The organism is Photobacterium sp. (assembly GCF_057456235.1).
This window is the reverse complement of sequence record NZ_JBVCPH010000001.1, coordinates 257,985-275,830: the sequence shown is the minus strand read 5'-3', so window position 1 is coordinate 275,830 and position 17,846 is coordinate 257,985. Positions and strand designations below refer to the sequence as shown.

Sequence of the window (17,846 nt, the reverse complement as noted above, 5' to 3'; positions counted from 1 at the left end):
TCTGAACTAAAGGCAAAAATGGCAAAGATAAAAACAAGAGCCAGAACGTTGGATATGCTTGGTAGGCAGCAAATAGCAGGTATCCCAACAGCTCTTAGCGAGCTTTTCAAAAATGCTCACGATGCATATGCTGAAAATGTTGAAGTTGATTATATAAGAAAACAAAATTTACTGATCCTCAGAGATGACGGCTTAGGCATGAGTCGTGATGAGTTTGAGAGTCGATGGTTAACTATTGGTACTGATAGTAAATATGAGCATTACTCAAGCATAGATATGCCCAGCACGGACTTTAATAAGAAGAAACGTGTTGTGATGGGGGAAAAAGGTATAGGCAGGTTAGCTATAGCTGCTATTGGACCTCAAGTTATTGTATTAACCAGGAAGAAGAACTATCTATTAGACGAAAATGGAGAAATGATTCCATTAATTAAAGACTTAAAAGAGGGTGAAAAGCAAGAATATAAATTTGAGTTATCGGATCTAACAATCGCACTTGTTAATTGGTCTTTATTTGAGCTTCCAGGTCTGGATCTAGACGATATTGAAATACCTATGGAGACAATTGAAGGTGGTAAATATTTAACTACTGATGTCTTTACTAGGCTATTAAGTGACACCAAAAAGAATTATAAAGTAATTGCACAAGCAAAGATAGAACAATTTAAACGAACAAAAGAATATGAGAAACTTCAAGGGATTATTTCACCAAGTGAGTTGTTAGAAGAAATAAAAATAATACTTGGATTAAAGAAAATTGAAGATGAGTTGTTATCTTTTTCAAATATAAACCCTGACATAGTTAAAATGATTAAGGAAGGACCTAGTTTATTTGATAATGGACATGGCACTCATTTCATAATTTCCTCTGTCGAAGAAACTTTGATTGATGATATTGAAGATTACGGTAAAAATAAAAAAGAAGGTGCGTCAAAGTTAGAGAAGGGGTTGTTAGGGTTTACTAATACAATGAATCCTAATGAAAGACCTCCGATTATTGCAAAGTTTAGATATCATACATTAGATAACTTTAGAGATGAACTTATTGGTGAGGATGTCTTTTTTACACCAGATGAGTTTCAAATGGCTGATCATCACATTGAAGGTGAATTTAACGAATATGGTCAGTTTGTTGGAAAAGTTTCAATTTATGGTGAAGAGGAGAAAGAATATGTATTACCATGGTTAGATGGAAAAGGAAATAAAACATTATGTGGTAAGTTCAGTTTTAAATTGGCCTATGTACAAGGTAGTTTAAAAGATACTAAATTGCCTCATGATATATGGAAAGATATTACGGCTAAGACTGATAAGATTGGTGGGCTATATGTATATCGTGATGGTATAAGAATATTGCCATATGGTGATGTTGATTATGACTTTTTGCACATTGAAAAGCGAAGAACTAAGAGGTATTCATCATTTTTCTCTTATCGAAGAATGATGGGATATGTTGAACTTTCTAGGGAAAAAAATAACACTCTTCAAGAAAAAGCTGGTCGAGAAGGATTTATTGAGAATACAGCGTATCGTCAATTTAAAAAAATCCTTGAGAATTTGTTTATCCAATTGGCTCAAGATGTATTTAATGACGGTGGTGACTATTCAGATTTATTTATTCAAAAACGAGATCGTTTAAATAAAGATTACGAAAACTTGAAGAAAAGAAATTCTTCAGTTTCGAAAAAAAGAGAACAGTTATCTAAAAATCTTGATAAATTCTTTTTGAAGTCTCATGAGCTTTATTGGAAAAATGAGGTAGAGAGGATTAAATGCAATACGTTATCGAGGCTCGGGAAAATCACGAGCGATGATATTGATAATGTGGATGATTTGATCTATAAAATCGAAAAGGATGTCAGGAGTGAATTTGCACGTCTTGATGATGAGTTAATTATTAGTCGACCTTCTGGCGTGGGTTTAACAAAAACATTGTCTGATGATTGGGACCAATACCTTACTTATAAAAAATCAGTATCGGAAAATGTGATTAAACCTGTAAAAAAGGAACTATCTAGTGTTTTGATGAGTATTGAAAATACACATTATTCTTCCGAACAAATAAAAGATAGAATGGTTAAATCTGTTGAGTCATTAATTGATTATCATGATAGACAAATAAAAAAAAGAACTTCAGTTCTTGGCGAAACATTATCTGATATTCAAGGGTGGATAAAAAAAGACATTTCAAAGAGCAGAGAAGAAGCAAAGACTAACTTTAATAATTCATTGTCAAGTCTGATTTCTTTGGATGCTTCTTCGAGAGATCCTGAATACTTGGCCGGAGTTAAGATAAAAGTTGAGGAGTCTATAGAAGATGTGTCGAAAAATACGGTAGATGGAATTGATGAACTTATCGCGCAGCTTAACACTACTAAAATTAATACTGATGAAAATGTTATGTCATCAAATGCATTGCTAGCTTCCTTAGAAACACAACTAGAAATACTCAAGGAAGAGGTCGATAATAACACTGAGCTTGCGCAACTTGGGATGTCTATTGGTGTGATACATCATGAATTTTCTAGCCATATTAGAAATGTAAGAGCAGGTATAAGAGAGCTACAACCTTTAGTTATAAAAAGCAAGAAAGCAACCATAGCTCTTAACCGTATAAGAGTGAGCTTTGAACATTTGGATGGCTATCTTAAACTTTTCACGCCACTTTCTAGACGATTAAATAGGAAAAAAGTTAAAGTTACAGGTGCTTCGATCTATGACTTTATATTTGAGCTGTTTTCAGAAAGAATTGAAGAGCAAGATATTGAATTGATAATAGAAGACGGGTTTAAGACTAGTTATATTGAAACTTATACATCTACAATTCTGCCTGCATTTGTCAACATTGTAGATAATGCTATTTACTGGGCATCAAGAATTGAAACTGGCAGATATATCAAATTTGGGTTTTCTGATGGTGGATTTTATATTACTGACTCTGGGCCAGGTGTTGCTTTAAAAGATAGGGATGTGATTTTTGAATTTGGTTTCTCCAGAAAATATCAAGGTCGAGGTATGGGGTTGTATATAACAAAACAAACATTAGACCAGGAAGACTTAGACTTAACTCTTGCACATTATAAAGCGACGGAAGGCGCTACTTTTATCATCGCACCAAAATCCGAATCGAAGGTATCATAATTATGCCATTTTTTTCAGCATCACGTGAAACAGCAATTAATTATTTGAGCACAGTCCTTACAGTCGATGATATGTTGGGTTTTGGTCCGCAAGAAACATTATCTGAAGAGGATTTTATACCTGAGGATGATGATGCGACTGAATATGGTGTCGCAGATATTGATAATAACAATAATGAAGAAACCCCTTTGGCCGATCATTATCTTGATTATCAAGAATTGTCAAAAAGTTTCGCATCTTTTGGGTTACATTGTAGTGGTTTAAAACCAGATACGACAAAGCCTGTTTCTGATGTCGTTGATGATATAATATTATCTGCTAATAAATCAGATCTTTGTATTTTTGATTGGGAAATGGAAGCGTTAAAAGATGGATCAACGGCAAAAAGTGTTATCGAGAAACTCGTCGCCAATGACTATGCTTTAAATGGTAGGTTAAGATTAGTTGTTATCTATACGGGGGTTGATCAAGCTAAGCACCGAATCGATATTATTGATCCGATAGCTCGCTTGATTGAAACTAAACTTAATGGTATCAGTTCCCATACTGTTAAAGTAACGGATCAGCATGTTGATATTTGTGATCAAGATGAAAATTGTAGTTGGCGTGTTGTTTGTGTTGGTAAAGGGACTGTAGACCCTTCTCAACTAGCAAATATTACTATTGATGAATTTGTTGATCTAACTGCGGGTCTATTATCTAATGCGACATTAGCCTCAATCGCGGAATTAAGACTTCATACAAATAGTTTACTTTATAAATTTAATAAAAACCTTGATTTTGCTTTTATATCTCATGTTTTGGGCCTCATGTCATCACCTCTTTCGAGAGGTAATGCTAACAATGTGTCGATAGACTATGCTATAGATCTTGTATCAGAAGAAATAAAATCATTATTACAAAATAGTTCTCTTTTAAAGGATGAGTTCAAAGAAGAGAGGATGTCAAAATGGCCAAAATTCAAGAATTCTAATGATCAAGTAAAGTATTTATTAGAGTATTCAGATAAATCTCATGAATTGACAGCCGATGAGTTATTAAGTGTTATGAATATAAGTAATCAGAGTGATGAGGATTACGACACTATCTTAAATGGCTTACAAATAACAAAAAGTAAATTCAAAAACAGTGCTATATCCCTTTCACTTAAAGGCGATGATGCTAAATTATATTTAGAGAAACTATCGTCTATTGAAGGTGTTAGAAGGAGTGTGTGCTCACATAAGACATCTACTCCAATATCGTTAAAACAAGGAACGATTTTAGAAATTAATGATATGATTTTTGTTTGCATTCAGCCTTTATGCGATAGTGTTAGATTGCAAGATAATACAGATTTTGTATTCTTGAAGTCAGTCTTTGATGAAACTGATGGGAAATTTACTCATGTTGTCAAACATGAGGATGAATATATAAAATTATATTTGGTACCAGGGAAAAATGGAGTACATAATTTTACATTCAAACCTGATGCTAATCGAGGTGAGATTATTTCTGTTTTTGAAAATGAAAAACACTTCTTTAATGCTGAATATAATCTTAATGGTATTGTTGATATAAAGATAAAACTACGTTGGTTAGGTGAATTAAAATCAAACGTAGCGCAGTCTTTGTGTACAAACCTTGCTAGCCAATTATCACGTGTTGGTCTTGATACAAATGAATGGCTACGTTTGCAATAAATTGAATATTAATTTATAAAAGATAAGCGGTCTTGGAATTGGCCGCTTATCTAAACAACCTTTCCCAATACCTCAACCTGCTGATCTTCAACTTCAACATCCTTGCCATTGAAGTTCATAAACATCTTGCCGTTCGGGAGGCGATGTAGTTCATTCACCGTGGTTAAGCCAGAGAAAGAAACAAGATACTTCCCACTGATCACCTTCGTATTACTCGTATCCACAAACAGTTTCTGCCCTTCATACTCAACTAGCATCAGGTTCTCTGCTTCTGGCATTCCTTCCAAAAACTTAGCGTCGAAGAACATCTTGCCTTTGTCGATTAAATCGCCGTTCTTTAGCTCGAAGTAGGGTAGCTCAATTTTTCCACTTTCAGAACTAGGTTCACCCTTCTCATACATCTCACCTTCACCAAGCAGCAACCAACGAAGAGATACCCCAGTAGTCAAATGTACACGTACAGCGATTTCAAAAGGAGTTTGATCACGCTGATGCCAAGTTGAAATAGTACCTTTGCCTACTCCAAGCACATCAGTGAGCTCTTTGTATTCTGACAAATGTAGAGCCTCAACCAATCTTGAGGTCACATTTTTGCCTCCTTCATACGAAAGAGGTTCAATTTTATCTTGACTAGGACTCATATGTAGATCTACCATTCATGCATCAGTAAGGGTGTTCTGGATTGTATAGCAGCAAAAAGAACACAATTGAATGACTCAATAACACGATAGGATACCACCATGGAATCAACTTCAATAGTGTTTAACGCGCCACTTTCGCCTTTTGTCACAGTACAAAAGTTCTCTGAATTCACAGGTATAGCTGTTGGTCAGGTGAACAAGATGATTCATGAAGGCCGCCTTCCTATCCGCAATAAGCTTAAACCAAAAGAAAAGCCACTTATCAACATGGTTGCATTGGCAAACGAAGCTGATCAGCAGGCTTATTAAATCATTGGGTTAATTGAGTAAGTCATTTGAATATGCCTTAGGGATAGGAAGCTCACAATGTCTGCAAATGAATGTCCTAAACACACCGCGTTCACAAACGCATGCTCCACCTTTAGCAACGATCACACCGTTAAGCAGTTGGCGGCTAAGTTCGGGCTAAACAGTCAAATGCTGTGTAACAAGCTGGATGCAAACAAAACACACAAGCTGTTTGTTGAAGAGTTGCTGTTACTCACCAAAGCAACCTACAACCCAGCAACCGGAAAAATGGACACCGGCTTAGTTGATGGCCTGCTGCGAGAACTCAACTTAACAGCCATTCCATTACCAGAATCAGAAATAGCTCAAAAGCCAGCATCGCTGACAGACCGCATGTTGCAGATTTCATCTGCAACGGGTGAACTCAGCGCACATGCTTTGCAAATCAATGCCACCAATCGCGTAAATCGCACAACGAAAGAGCAGGTCGTCAAACGCGCTCAATGTGCAGTACGCGAACTCGTCATGCTAATGAATGAAGTAGAAGGCAAGTTTCAAGCTGTGCCGGTTCTTTCGTGTGCGTTTGATGCCATTGGTTCTATGCCTTTGCCTGGTTTGTTATAGGGGAATCCACCATGGGACAAGCACTACAACGTATTGAACATCAGTTTCCTCGCCCGGCAGAGGAATCCATTGCCCAGTGTCATGCACTGTTTAACTGCGAAAGCCAGTTGGGCCTGTCGTATGACAACTTGGAAGAGAAGGTAAAACGCACGTTGTGTTTTTCTGCAGGGTTAAAACAACGCCACGTTGAAATGAAGCTTCACGAATTGAACACCCTAGAGAGAAAGGCATTACACAACGCCATTAACACACTGGCCGATGCGCTAAAGCCTCTCGCTCATCAGTTGTTTAAAGAATTCCGTTAGTAACTCTATTTATCTGAACATTTGTTATTTGGTTAGGAGAACACCATGGAACAAGGAACAGTAAAAAGTCATTTGCTACAACAAGCTGAAGCCCTCGCAAAATACAGCAGAGCGCTTGCGAATTCACTAATACAAGAACGTGATTGCCATGATGTGATGTTAGGGATCATGCAGCTGGCGATGGTGAACAAAGATGTGATTCATATTCACGTGAGATTTTTCGCACATATTAATGATATCTATGTATCTGTTAATCCGGTAAATAATAGCTATAAAATTTCAGAAACCATCAATGTTTATGCTGAGATAATTTCGCTGAATCCGGAACATTATAATGATGATTCATCGCCACTAACTCGATTGTTAGAACTTGAAGACAAACTATTAGAACTGATCGCTGAAGCTAAAGATAAAGCAGAGGTGGCAGCATGAGCCTCGGTCATATCATGGTCACTTCTGATGACTTATACGCGGCACTTTCTGATGTCGGGATGCGTTCTGAATCGAAAGATATATTCGTGAATATCTTTAATTACATCGAAGACATGACAGGTGAATGGTTCGCACTCGATACCGTTCGCGCTCAGTCCATCCATGTCGCCCATGATCCGGTCTTGCTAGCTGTCGATGAAATTTATGCCGGTTGGTTCGCGTTCTGGATGTGTGTATTTAACAGCTCAGACCATGGAAGTGAATTAGAAGCCCAAGCAATGGGTTCAATTCGAAGCCTGTTTTTTGTCGCTGCTCACAACCGACAAATCACCGTTCCTTCAGCTATCGAAACATGGTGGCTGCAAACCGCAGACATTCACCGTAACCATTCACTTAACGAGGTGGCGGCATGATGAATTATCTAGCTGTGTTCTTAAATTCAGGTGGTGGCGTTGTTCGTAACGAAGAAACCCAAGAGGTGATGAATTTACAACTTGGTGAATATCCATCTGCAGATATTGCGATTGAACATGCGTGCGAACAATTGAATTGCAAACATGTGCTAAATGGCGTTCTTGTGAAGGGACAAGACAAAGGCGGTTTCATGATTGTTGATGCGCAGGAGTTTGTAAGTCTTTAAAGAATCAACGCCCCAAAAGGGGCGCGATATTAGTGGTTATTTGTTCGAGTTAAATTTTCACCTGCAAGCCAAGACATAACGACTTCGAATCGAGTCAGTGTGATATTTGAAACATCATTACCGAGCTCAATTCCTGCTCTGATATGAGCGGCAGAGTCAAAGATTTGTAATACAGCATTATCTTTACTCTGAAGCGCTTTGTATTTGGTAAGCAGTTCATCTTCACTGGTTGGTTCTTCAGTTAGAAGGTCAACATATTGCTTGTGTTGATATTGTGAATGAACTGATTTTACTGCTGGTTTAATTGTATGTGATATGGCTGCAATGAAAGGAATGAACACACCAACTTCAAAATTGAATTGTGTAGTAGCAACAAGAGTTGTTCCCAAGAAAACTTGGAGAATGCTTATTGCATTATCTAATCGATTATAGAAACAAGCGTTCATTTGCTCCATTCGATTGGAGTAACGAATTTTAAATTGGGTGTTATGTTTCGACATGTTTTTATTCCTTTTGTTTTTGCGGCGGTTGTTCTGGAACTTCGCGTTTAGGTTCATGAAATTTGTCTCTGTCGCCGTTAGCTCTTTGATCTGTATAGCCTGTCATTTGGCTTTCCTTTTTTGCTGGGTTGTTATGTGGAAACAACATCTTAGCGAACGTGTGCCAGCTACGTAAATGGGCCGGGTTCCCCCACGTTACGGGGGATTTAAACAATACGAACGAATAAGAACGATATAAGCCGAATAAGCGCGAATACGAATTTAAAAATAATTTAAATATTTTTTAATTTGTATTTTTCGAGGTGATAGGAAAGAAGATGCTATCGAATAATGATCTCTTTTATGTGGCTGCCACTGTGCAGCCACATGACAAAACAGAAAATAATTTAGCCGCTTATAATAGCGGTTTTTTAGGATTCGATTTTTGTGGGCCACGCCCAAGTCGTTTAAATCCAGAACAACGTTGGGAATTAAACCGCGTCAGTCGCGAGAATAATTTTTTTGCCGAGAAACAAAAAGCGCATGCCGCTTCTTTGCCTGACTATAACGCAGATCACCTCCGCGAAGCGGCGGCACGAAGTGACGAAAACAATAGGCTTGTCCAAGGGCGCAAAAGTCCGACACGCCATAAAGTGTCTGATTTATCCCGCCGTGTGGCAATGTTCCGTAAGGCTCAGCGTGGTTCGGTGGTGCTGGATAGTATCGAGTCGGCTTACAATCACGACACGTTGTATGCGCTCTCAGACAATGGAAACAAAGCTCGGGTTTTGGCACCGAAAGGAAAATCCAAGGTTGCAGAGCCAAAAATTAATCCAAATTCAATCAGATTGATGAAACGTGATTGGTCCGGTGGATTCAAAGTTCAGTATCACACGCAGACGCCATCAAGTGCCGCGCCGGATGCTCAGGAAGGCGACAGATTTACAGAAAACCTGACCAAACGCGCGGTAAGCAAGGTTTTTGAGTCGGGCGCCTATGTTGCAACGTGCTGTGGTGGGTTTACTACGTTCTTAACCCTGACATTTAAAAAAGAACAACGAAACAAAATCTTCGGAGGCATGGTTGACGGCGATGCTGCGCCATATTCCACATTGCCTAAACCACCGTTACCAGCCAGTAAAACCCGCGGGCCGCGTTCGATGTTGCGGGGCCGTCCACAGCTAAAATGCACCGATGGCACAAATACCCCAATCAATATCAAGCGCAACATGGCAAAGTCAGTTGATCATATTGCTGGCCCATACACCGCGCTGGATGTGCCGACCACTTTTGAGAAAGATTCAGGAATGATTGTCGGCCCTATCTGCCCGCAGCCTGTATTGATGAATGCCGATCGTGTTATTGCGGGGCCATACTCACCACTTTGCGCCAAACCAGAAAAAGAATTCACCCTCACTAAAACGGCTGAAACCACGATAGGCAAAGAGGTTAGCCGTTTTTTGGATGGCGCAAAAAAAATGTATCACCGTGGTTGGGTGGCAAATCATACCGTTGAAATTGATGTTGAAAGCGGCGCGGAATATTGCAAATTAGAAGAAAAATCCATAGCCGGTTACACCAAAGCCAGCGACGTGGGGCCAACTCAAGAGCCATCAGATTTTCATTATATCTGGGTGGCTGAATGCCCGGCTAATGAAGACGGTGAACCTAATCCTCACGTACACGTTTTATTAAACTGGTCAGTGCCTAAACCGCAGTTTTCTGCCTGGTCAAAACGGCTAGAAAAGTTATGGGGTAATGGTTTTGCTAACTTGCAACGTATCCAGCAACCAAAAGCAGCGGGAACTTACATCATCAAAGCCGTTGGTTATGCCGCCAAAGGTGAAAATGCCGACCAAGGGCTAATCAAGGGCAACCGTTATAACATCGCTCAATGCAGCCGCGCCCCAGCTTGGGAATGTGTTGCCAGTTTTGAGGCCGATAATATGGCGGCAATTATTAAAGAGTGTGGATACCAGTTGGAACAGTGGCGAAAACCGCTAAACCGAAGCATTAGACGTATTGAAAGGCAGATAGACCAAACCATAAAGGCGAAAGCGATAGCCAAACAAGCCAAAAAGCCACAAGACGTGATCCACAAATTAACGGGTCGCATTATCCGGCTTGAACACCAACAGAAAGCGGTTCGGGACCAAATAAAAAGCCGTGAAGTTTATGCCACCACTAAAAATATTTTTTGCTTTTCCTTTGATGGCGAACACGCAGAAGAAAAGGCGTGGGATTTCTTGCTTTGGGCAGCTGGCGCTCGCGGTTGGTCAATGGAATCGAGATCGGATGATGAAACTTACCGACAAATCGTAGCCGAAGCCAAACAGGCCGCACGTATCGAGTACGCCAATAACTATCACCAGTTCAAAGAAAAGCGCGCTTACTGGCAAAGCGTTTTACATGATCCATTAATACGATGTGATGATGGTGATCGAGATGCGGAGCTCGCGTGGAGTATGTCCATGTTCGAGCAATACGAAAAATCTTACGAGATTCGAACCGGTTGGTTGGAATAGTAAGGGAGTATCATGAAGAAATTGACAAGGTGTTGGTTAATTTAGCTTTGTCACTTGGAGCTGAATGCTTAGCTCTAGTACTGGCAATGGTTCAAGGCCAGACACTTCGCATGATGTAGCATCACTTGTAAGCCAACATTCGATGAAGCTGAGCAGGTCATCTGCATCGAAGTGTTTTGGGGATCTAAACGCACACTCCCAGACGGTAAGAACTCGCCAGCCATTTTCGATAAGCTGTTTAAATGCGGTGTGGTCCCTTTCCTTATTTCGTTTAAATTTGGATTGCCAAAATGCAGAGTTAGTTTTGGGTATAGTCCCGTGAGAACAGCCGGCATGTTTATGCCAAAAGCATCCATGAAGGAAAATTATTGCTTTGTACTTAGGAAAAACGAGGTCAGGTGTACCAGGTAGTCGCTTATCATGAATTCTATACCTAAACCCTTTGGCAAAAAGGAGCTTGCGCAAGTTCATTTCTAAACCTGTGTTCTTTGATTTATATAGGCGCATATCAGGCATAGAACACATGACCAGCAAGGAAGCTAATAATAAAAGCCTACGACAATAGTGAAGAAATGCCAGAACAGGCTATCGGCAATCAGCTACTAGACTTAGTAACCACTGATATAAGGAGTTCACCATGTGCTTTGACGGTTTAGCCCTTAAAGTGTTGAAAGAGCAATTCAGGGAAAACACTAAACGTTCGGTTTCGCCTGGGGGAAAAACGGCTGCCGATCCTTCTTTGGAACGCAATGAACACAGTACCAAACTATCGTCCACTCGGGAGAATCTGCTTTCATCCAAGGTGAAGGGGATTCCAGGCATTGAATACACGGCCTGATATGCCGACAGTCATCGCAAAGCTCTAGCCTTGGTATTTTGACTAACTCTTTATCTGTATCAGTTACTTGCGTCACTTTTTTTCTCGTTATTGCTGCACATTGAATAACTTTACTGTATATTCGTACAGTGCTTTACGCAAGGAGTACTGTAAATGGCGCATTCAATCAGCTGGCAAGCCATTGATTTTATAGTTGAAGCTCTCGCTGCAAGTACATACGGCGAAGACCGTACTGAAGTAGGGGTGTATTTGGTGGAATTGGTAATGAAAGAGAAGAAAGGGCAGCTAGATGCAGCCCAAATGGAAATGGTTAGAACCCTGCTGACTGATGCCTCGTCGCTTGCCGTCCAGGTAGATACAGATACTTGAATTGTTCTTCGTCATCAATTCTTCAGAGGGAACGGAACGCATTTGATGTTCCGTTTTATTTCTTAACGTCGTATTTAGCGTATTGATTCATGTTATGTAGTGTAAATATCATTGAAGTGGTTTTCTATCGACTACCAACACATCTGTTAAGTGCGGAAGTAGCAAATACACTGACTCTCCAGAATTTTCGTCATCATTTTCTTCGATAGCTGTTAACCAAAACCAAGGGGTGTCACAGTTGCATTTATGTTCATCTTCATTGGTTAGGGAAAACCTTTGCCCACAACTCCAGCACCAAACATGAAAATCTCCACATTCATCGCATTTGGCAACGCAACATATGCTTAAAGGCATTTGGGAACTGCCAATTCCAAAAGGTGCGTCCCATAAGACTAATCCTCTATTTTTTCTTGAATTGCAGCTTTCGCTTAGACAATCACTCCATAGCGAAAGATCAAGTTTCTCAAGCTCCTCAAGTGTCACAAGCCTTATACTAATAAGCCCTTGTGCTCTGCGCTTAGCTGACTCGCTATATCCATTCGGGCAAACTAAAATACCTTTTGAAGCGGAGCAGTCCCTCATCATCCCTTCAAATGACTCAACATCCTTTACATTGATCGCACGCTTATACCTCTTGGCGTCAACGATTATTCGCCGTTCTTTACCATCCTCAAATCGACTATCAATTAAGACATCTACTTGCCGCTCACATTTACTGATAGAGCCAGTTAATTTTGCATTAGGAATAACTGTAACGTCATCAGACAAAAACTCTTCCGAACACAGATATGCCACGAATCTTTCGTATTTCTTCCAGTCTTCCATCTAGCACCTTAATAATTGATATTGAAACTGACAGCTTAAGCTAATGTATTCAGGGATATTACAGAGATATGAGCTTAATACATTTGATATAAAATCATATCAAATGTATTAAGCTTTGCGTGCGCATATGTTGTCTGTATGTTTTTTGAGGGCAAATGAGATCAAGTCGGAATGAAGCTTAGAACATATTTAACTGACTATGTAGTTCCTTCGCTTTCTCTGGTGACATCGAATTAACTAAGGCAGCAACCAGCTCGGTCGTGTTCTTTGCCGAAGGGCTGAGAGTATGGGAAAAGCTAAGATTCATAACAAAAGAGTGGCCACATTCGGGGTCACTACAACTGCAGTATAAATCCGCATAGCCGGTCGATATTCGATTGGTTTTTTGAATGCGGGCTTTCTCACCGCACTCTGGGCAAAATACTCTCATAACGCATCCACTTGATTGACGAACTGACCAATCAATTGTAAATCAAATGACTGTGTTTTTATACAGTGATGTCTGCTAAGTCTTCTCAACACACAAAGAGATGAGTGCGCCCACGTAAAACACATTCACGCCACGGAAATCGCACTCCTCCTCCCCACCTGCGACGTTTAAAAAAAGTGATTTTTTTCAGTTTTGTTTTCTGCAATTCTGGCGGTGGTGCCTGGCGAGTGATTTAGCGCTAAGCCCCATGAATACAGGGCTTTCAAGGTATGGTTGATGGAAGAAACTAGCGATGAAACCACAAACATAAAACTGAAAAATTGAAATTAATTACAGATTTTTTCAGTTTTAAAGATCACTTAATGATCTATCTTGTTTGATTAAGTTGTTGAAATTAAGAGGTTTTGCGTATTTTCTGTCACTGTTTTAATGATCTGGTTGATCGCGACAATGATCTGATGACTTACGTTTAAAGCCAGGCAGGACAAGGGCTGGTAGCGTTTTTTGTCTGAAAATGAAATTTCAATTAACTGAAGAAGGAACTTAAAAGCGCTAGCTCAGTTTTAGCCCATTTTGTAGATTGAGTGATTGCTCGTCACATTTCTTATGCTTGAAATTTGACTACATCCTAACCGTGATACTAGGTTCATATTGTGGGTGTGTTGGTTTATATATTTCATAACACCGAAGGTGAATGGTATGAGCTCAAATAACGAACTAGAAACAGAAGTTAAATTTTTGCCAGCAGGAACTAGTATTGTTTTTGAAGGTGCTACAGAAGCTAAATTTGGTGCACTTACAGTTGTCCAAGGCGTGCTTGATATTACATATTATGACGGCTCAACAGCTTTAGTGAAAATGGGGAAATTCCCTGTTTTAAAAGCAAAGTTGTTAGTTGATTCCTACATAATGATAGATAAAACGGAGTTAAATGTTTTAATTGATAGTTCCATCGAGAAAAGTCGTAGTAAGCATAAGAAATGGTATGAAAAATCATGTTGGTTTGAAGGTGAATATTGAAAACTAAGATACAAGTTAATCAACGATACTCTAAGCTGTGGGCTAGTCACCTGACTTCAGCCCATATCCTTATCAGTATATTGGGATCCATATGAAATTTAGAATTGTTATTAAAGGAACACAAGTATCTGCTGTGATAAACAGATACAAGCTGCCTTAAATCGTCATCAGAAAGGTTCATCCCAAGCTGGTTTTATATTGAAGATTTGCTTGGCATGAAGTTTTTAAGCTTTGTATTAATGAGGTCGATGGTATTTTTATGGAGAATTGTACATGTCTAATCAATCAATAGTTTTACGTAAAGAATTATTCACCGAAAATGGTTGGAATAAATTATTGGGTCAATTGGAAGTGAATTTAGATGCTAGCAATGCTGTTGAAAGCTTTGAAGTTGATTTCAAAGAAATTGAAATGAAAGGTGACTTTCACATCATTGATGGGATTCTAGAGGATGAACCAAAAGGTGGCAAAGGCCAAAAAAGTGGATGGAAAAAAAGCAAAGGAGGAGGCTGGTTTAAATAAAGGCACCTCTTAAGACGTAGCATGATTACACTTTTCTACTAACAAGCAATCAAGCTTGTTCGCCCTATAGATTAGCTCACGGGACGTTGGCGCTGTAGCCCATCGTCCCTTATTTGGTCTCAAATTATATGCTGTTTGGCTGTCCCTTAACATGTTACATAAAAAGCAATAATCAATAGACTATCGATGATCAAAAGTCCTAACCTAAAATAGATTCAACTGAGTGCTACTTGCTTCTCGCCATTAGCTAAAGTGAACTCAAACTGCAAGCTTTTCGGCACCTCCACATCACTATTGACCGCATCCATGAACATTTCACAAGCGGGTATCACTTCGTTCTGGGTATAAACTTCGTTGAACTTAATTGGGTCGCCTCGGGTGCCGCCATTGGGAATGATGGCCGCCAGTTCGACAGGGAAGCGATGACCGGTTAGCACTTCCTGTGCGGATACATTTTTTATCTTTTCAAATTCATCTTTGGTGGCAATGTCGCCAACCGGGATCAACTGAATGCCTTTTTCCTTACCATTTGGAATGTTGATGAACATAGACCGGAAATTACCAACACCACGGCTAGAAGCCATCTTCTCTTTTAAATCGTCTTCATCATCTTTACTCAAGTTCGGGTCAGTGGCGTAAAAGATAAAGCCCATATGTAAGCCGTTCTTGTAGTATCGACGGCGAAAAGTAGTCGCATCGCTATTTAACAAAGCCGATTGAACACAACCCAAATAATCAGGCGAGCCGTAAACCTGTTGAGCCGGGTCGTATTGCTTAATGAAAATGACATCTTCTTGCTTATAGAGTCGCTTTTTATCATCGCGCTCTAGCAGCCAGTAATCGCCTTTCTTGTTCTTGCGTAAATACATCGATGGGAGAGGGTGCAGGCGAACCACACGACCAAAGTGATCGCGTATCTTTAGAATGGCAGTATCGCCAAACTCCAGGAAATCATGAACAGCCGATTGAACCTGTTGTTTAAGCATTCCGCCTTTTACGAATCGCCCGGCAATCATATTGCGTCGGGCCATTAAAATAGAACCATGATACGCATTGGCCCGGGTTAATTTATTTAAGCCGGTTCTATCTAGCGGCGGTTCCCAGTAGTCGTCTGAATCGTTGTAATAGAGTTCGCTGTATTCATAATTGGTGAAACCACTGTCCATGATTTCAGGCTGTCCAAAACTGAACATCAGACTTTCATTCGTTGATTGCTCAGAACCGGTTGGGTTTACTTGTTCATTATTACTCATGCACAGGTCTGCCAGGTTGATTTACGTTTTTGTTGGTGATCGAGAGGTTCATTGATGATGGCGTGAGAAATCGCCCAAAAGGCATCGGCATGGCCTACCGTTTCACTTCGGTCTGCCTTAAATGTCATCATGTTGCCACTGTTGGTACTGGTTCGCTTAATCGCCATGAATGCCATGGCAATGTCTTTGTGCTCCGCATCAAAAGAGAGTCGGCCACTTTCAATGACATCAATCATTTTTAACACTAAGCGGTTTTTGTTTTCGTTGCTGTAGTGAATCGGTACCGCTTCTCGTGGGTATTTGGCTTGCAATAGATCCCACACACCGCCACCGATGCCAGTGGTATCTACACCAATGTAAGAAACGTTATAGCGGTTATACACTTCTTCAATTTTTGCTACGTGATATTGAAAGTTGAGCCCGCGCCAATAATGCTTTTCTAACACTCGGAATTGTTCAGGTGCCACGATTGGCGGAGCAATCACAACCAAACACGCATTATCTCGGGTACGTGATGGGTCGTAACCTAGCCAGACTTCACGACGGCCAAAAGGTGCAACGGTCTTGGGTTTATAATCTCGCCACCGGCTAATATCGACCATGCACTTTTCAAGGTCGGAGAACTTAAATACCGAATGCGAGTCATCGACAAAGATGCACATAAACAAGTTATCGAAATCTGACTTGCTGTATTCATCTTTGAGTTCTTCAATATCGAATAAACCGCAACCGCCGTTAGCCGCATCTTCAATGGTGACAATGTAACGCCATTGGCGGTCAGGGCAGAGGATCCCTTTCTGCATCTCTTCAAAGGTTGGGAATTCAATACTTTCCCGGCTGTCTCTGCCTTTCTTCCAGGAATCCCCAGTCCAGAACGGATAAGCTGCATGTACCTTGCTAGATGGCGTAGAGAAATAGGTTTTACGCCATTTCTTATGGGTCGCCATTGCCGAAGCGAGTTTATTGAGTTCATCAAACTTGGGGATCCAAAAATACTCATCAATATAAACATGGCCGTGGTAACTCTGAGCCGTTTTGCTGTTGGTTGATAAGAATCGAAGTTCAGCGCCATTGGAGAGAGTGATTGGGTTACCCGTTAACTCAATATCTAAAAACTCTTTTGCGATGGCAATTATGTAACTGCGGAATACTTCCGCCTGGGCGCGAGAGGCCGACAGAAAGATTTGGTTATCACCCGTTAAAATCGCATCTTCTAAAGCTTCACCGGCAAAGTAATACGTAGCACCAATCTGGCGAGATTTTAAGATATTACGAATACGCTGATGAAGATTATCACGCATCGCCAGTTGATATTTAAACAGCGATTTATGCCATGGTTTGAAATCATCCTCGGTGATCTCATCAATGTTATTTTTGCCCGCTTTTGATTTTGTAAGAGTGGATTTCTTGTTATTAGCTTTGGTGGATGAGTTGCGGCTTTTCTGTTTCTTCGGTACTTCTTCCTCCTGTTCGCCAGAAGCCTTTTGAATTCGTAGCTCTAATTCAACACGTTGTTTCTTCAACTTCACGTGATGTTCAATCAGCTTGGTCATTTCTTTGATTTGCTGATCGGTCTTTTCTGGAAGCTCTAACAAGGTTTCCACCCGGCGAGCAATCGACTCTTCAACGGTGTTTTCACGCAGGGAATCACGCCAGCCATATTTATCCGCCCAATAGTAGATGATGCGATCACTATTTAGCTTCAATTCAGCAGCGATTTCTTTTGGTGTCCAAGTGCGCATGTAAAGGCTCTTGGCTGCGTCTCTGATTTCTTTTGTATATGCCATGCCGCCAATAATACGCATCTGAAATAGGCAAATGACTAACAAAAA

General features: G+C 40.2%; 20 protein-coding genes. 13 read left to right on the top strand and 7 right to left on the bottom strand.

Features of this window, described 5'->3' with window-relative positions; all coding sequences use genetic code 11:
• Positions 1 to 18 precede the first annotated feature (18 nt).
• A complete protein-coding gene (locus AC2204_RS01180; RefSeq protein WP_318923509.1) occupies positions 19 to 3,141 on the top strand; it encodes an ATP-binding protein in 3,123 nt (1,040 codons plus the stop codon).
• Positions 3,142 to 3,143: 2 nt separating this feature from the next.
• Complete coding sequence (locus AC2204_RS01175; protein ID WP_318923508.1) at positions 3,144 to 4,823, top strand: response regulator receiver domain; 1,680 nt, start codon at positions 3,144 to 3,146, stop codon at positions 4,821 to 4,823.
• Positions 4,824 to 4,873: 50 nt separating this feature from the next.
• On the opposite strand, the gene AC2204_RS01170 is transcribed toward AC2204_RS01175, so the two are convergent.
• On the bottom strand, positions 4,874 to 5,464 hold the full coding sequence (locus tag AC2204_RS01170; protein ID WP_318923506.1) for a phage repressor protein CI: 591 nt from the start codon (positions 5,462 to 5,464) through the stop codon (positions 4,874 to 4,876).
• A 99-nt stretch (positions 5,465 to 5,563) separates the two neighbouring features.
• On the opposite strand from AC2204_RS01170, the gene AC2204_RS01165 reads away from it, so the two are divergent.
• Genes AC2204_RS01165 through AC2204_RS01140 form a run of 6 tightly spaced genes read left to right on the top strand, consistent with a single transcriptional unit; the run spans position 5,564 to position 7,753 of the window.
• The gene (locus AC2204_RS01165; RefSeq protein ID WP_107282814.1) at positions 5,564 to 5,773 is read left to right on the top strand and encodes a DNA-binding protein; all 210 of its coding nucleotides are present in this window, start codon (positions 5,564 to 5,566) and stop codon (positions 5,771 to 5,773) included.
• Between the two features lie 57 nt (positions 5,774 to 5,830).
• Positions 5,831 to 6,376, top strand: coding sequence for a phage regulatory CII family protein (locus AC2204_RS01160; RefSeq protein WP_318923505.1), 546 nt, complete (start codon positions 5,831 to 5,833; stop codon positions 6,374 to 6,376).
• Positions 6,377 to 6,387: 11 nt separating this feature from the next.
• Positions 6,388 to 6,681 carry a hypothetical protein gene (locus AC2204_RS01155; RefSeq protein ID WP_318923503.1) on the top strand — a complete coding sequence of 98 codons (294 nt, stop codon included), beginning with the start codon at positions 6,388 to 6,390 and terminating at the stop codon, positions 6,679 to 6,681.
• Between the two features lie 45 nt (positions 6,682 to 6,726).
• Positions 6,727 to 7,113 carry a hypothetical protein gene (locus AC2204_RS01150; protein ID WP_318923502.1) on the top strand — a complete coding sequence of 129 codons (387 nt, stop codon included), beginning with the start codon at positions 6,727 to 6,729 and terminating at the stop codon, positions 7,111 to 7,113.
• A complete protein-coding gene (locus tag AC2204_RS01145; protein ID WP_318923500.1) occupies positions 7,110 to 7,526 on the top strand; it encodes a hypothetical protein in 417 nt (138 codons plus the stop codon). Before AC2204_RS01150 ends, AC2204_RS01145 begins: the two co-directional genes overlap by 4 nt.
• On the top strand, positions 7,523 to 7,753 hold the full coding sequence (locus tag AC2204_RS01140) for a hypothetical protein (RefSeq protein WP_318923499.1): 231 nt from the start codon (positions 7,523 to 7,525) through the stop codon (positions 7,751 to 7,753). The genes AC2204_RS01145 and AC2204_RS01140 overlap by 4 nt, the downstream gene beginning before the upstream one ends.
• Positions 7,754 to 7,782: 29 nt before the next feature.
• Here the strand turns inward: AC2204_RS01140 and AC2204_RS01135 are convergent, their stop codons facing one another.
• Positions 7,783 to 8,253, bottom strand: coding sequence for a hypothetical protein (locus AC2204_RS01135; RefSeq protein WP_318923497.1), 471 nt, complete (start codon positions 8,251 to 8,253; stop codon positions 7,783 to 7,785).
• Between the two features lie 317 nt (positions 8,254 to 8,570).
• Between AC2204_RS01135 and AC2204_RS01130 the strand changes: the two genes are divergently transcribed.
• On the top strand, positions 8,571 to 10,757 hold the full coding sequence (locus AC2204_RS01130) for a rolling circle replication-associated protein (RefSeq protein ID WP_318923496.1): 2,187 nt from the start codon (positions 8,571 to 8,573) through the stop codon (positions 10,755 to 10,757).
• A gap of 36 nt (positions 10,758 to 10,793) precedes the next feature.
• On the opposite strand, the gene AC2204_RS01125 is transcribed toward AC2204_RS01130, so the two are convergent.
• The gene (locus tag AC2204_RS01125; protein ID WP_413466654.1) at positions 10,794 to 11,264 is read right to left on the bottom strand and encodes a very short patch repair endonuclease; all 471 of its coding nucleotides are present in this window, start codon (positions 11,262 to 11,264) and stop codon (positions 10,794 to 10,796) included.
• A gap of 130 nt (positions 11,265 to 11,394) precedes the next feature.
• Here AC2204_RS01125 and AC2204_RS01120 point away from each other — a divergent pair, with 130 nt between their 5' ends.
• Together AC2204_RS01120 and AC2204_RS01115 are read left to right on the top strand one after the other, a co-directional pair.
• On the top strand, positions 11,395 to 11,595 hold the full coding sequence (locus AC2204_RS01120; protein ID WP_318923494.1) for a hypothetical protein: 201 nt from the start codon (positions 11,395 to 11,397) through the stop codon (positions 11,593 to 11,595).
• A 153-nt stretch (positions 11,596 to 11,748) separates the two neighbouring features.
• Positions 11,749 to 11,964 (top strand): hypothetical protein, encoded by a 216-nt coding sequence (locus tag AC2204_RS01115; protein ID WP_318923493.1) that lies wholly within the window; start codon positions 11,749 to 11,751, stop codon positions 11,962 to 11,964.
• 108 nt (positions 11,965 to 12,072) lie between these two features.
• On the opposite strand, the gene AC2204_RS01110 is transcribed toward AC2204_RS01115, so the two are convergent.
• Both AC2204_RS01110 and AC2204_RS01105 read right to left on the bottom strand, forming a co-directional pair.
• Positions 12,073 to 12,789 (bottom strand): restriction endonuclease, encoded by a 717-nt coding sequence (locus AC2204_RS01110; protein WP_318923491.1) that lies wholly within the window; start codon positions 12,787 to 12,789, stop codon positions 12,073 to 12,075.
• Positions 12,790 to 12,967: 178 nt separating this feature from the next.
• On the bottom strand, positions 12,968 to 13,219 hold the full coding sequence (locus AC2204_RS01105) for an Ogr/Delta-like zinc finger protein (RefSeq protein WP_318923490.1): 252 nt from the start codon (positions 13,217 to 13,219) through the stop codon (positions 12,968 to 12,970).
• Between the two features lie 699 nt (positions 13,220 to 13,918).
• Between AC2204_RS01105 and AC2204_RS01100 the strand changes: the two genes are divergently transcribed.
• Together AC2204_RS01100 and AC2204_RS01095 are read left to right on the top strand one after the other, a co-directional pair.
• Positions 13,919 to 14,239, top strand: a complete 321-nt coding sequence (locus tag AC2204_RS01100; RefSeq protein ID WP_318923489.1) for a hypothetical protein — start codon at positions 13,919 to 13,921, stop codon at positions 14,237 to 14,239.
• Positions 14,240 to 14,512: 273 nt separating this feature from the next.
• On the top strand, positions 14,513 to 14,761 hold the full coding sequence (locus AC2204_RS01095; protein WP_318923488.1) for a hypothetical protein: 249 nt from the start codon (positions 14,513 to 14,515) through the stop codon (positions 14,759 to 14,761).
• Between the two features lie 215 nt (positions 14,762 to 14,976).
• On the opposite strand, the gene AC2204_RS01090 is transcribed toward AC2204_RS01095, so the two are convergent.
• Both AC2204_RS01090 and AC2204_RS01085 read right to left on the bottom strand, forming a co-directional pair.
• Positions 14,977 to 16,014 (bottom strand): phage portal protein, encoded by a 1,038-nt coding sequence (locus AC2204_RS01090; protein WP_318923487.1) that lies wholly within the window; start codon positions 16,012 to 16,014, stop codon positions 14,977 to 14,979.
• Positions 16,011 to 17,801: a terminase large subunit domain-containing protein gene (locus AC2204_RS01085; RefSeq protein WP_318923485.1), complete on the bottom strand. Its 1,791-nt coding sequence runs from the start codon at positions 17,799 to 17,801 to the stop codon at positions 16,011 to 16,013. The genes AC2204_RS01090 and AC2204_RS01085 overlap by 4 nt, the downstream gene beginning before the upstream one ends.
• Between the last annotated feature and the right edge of the window lie 45 nt (positions 17,802 to 17,846).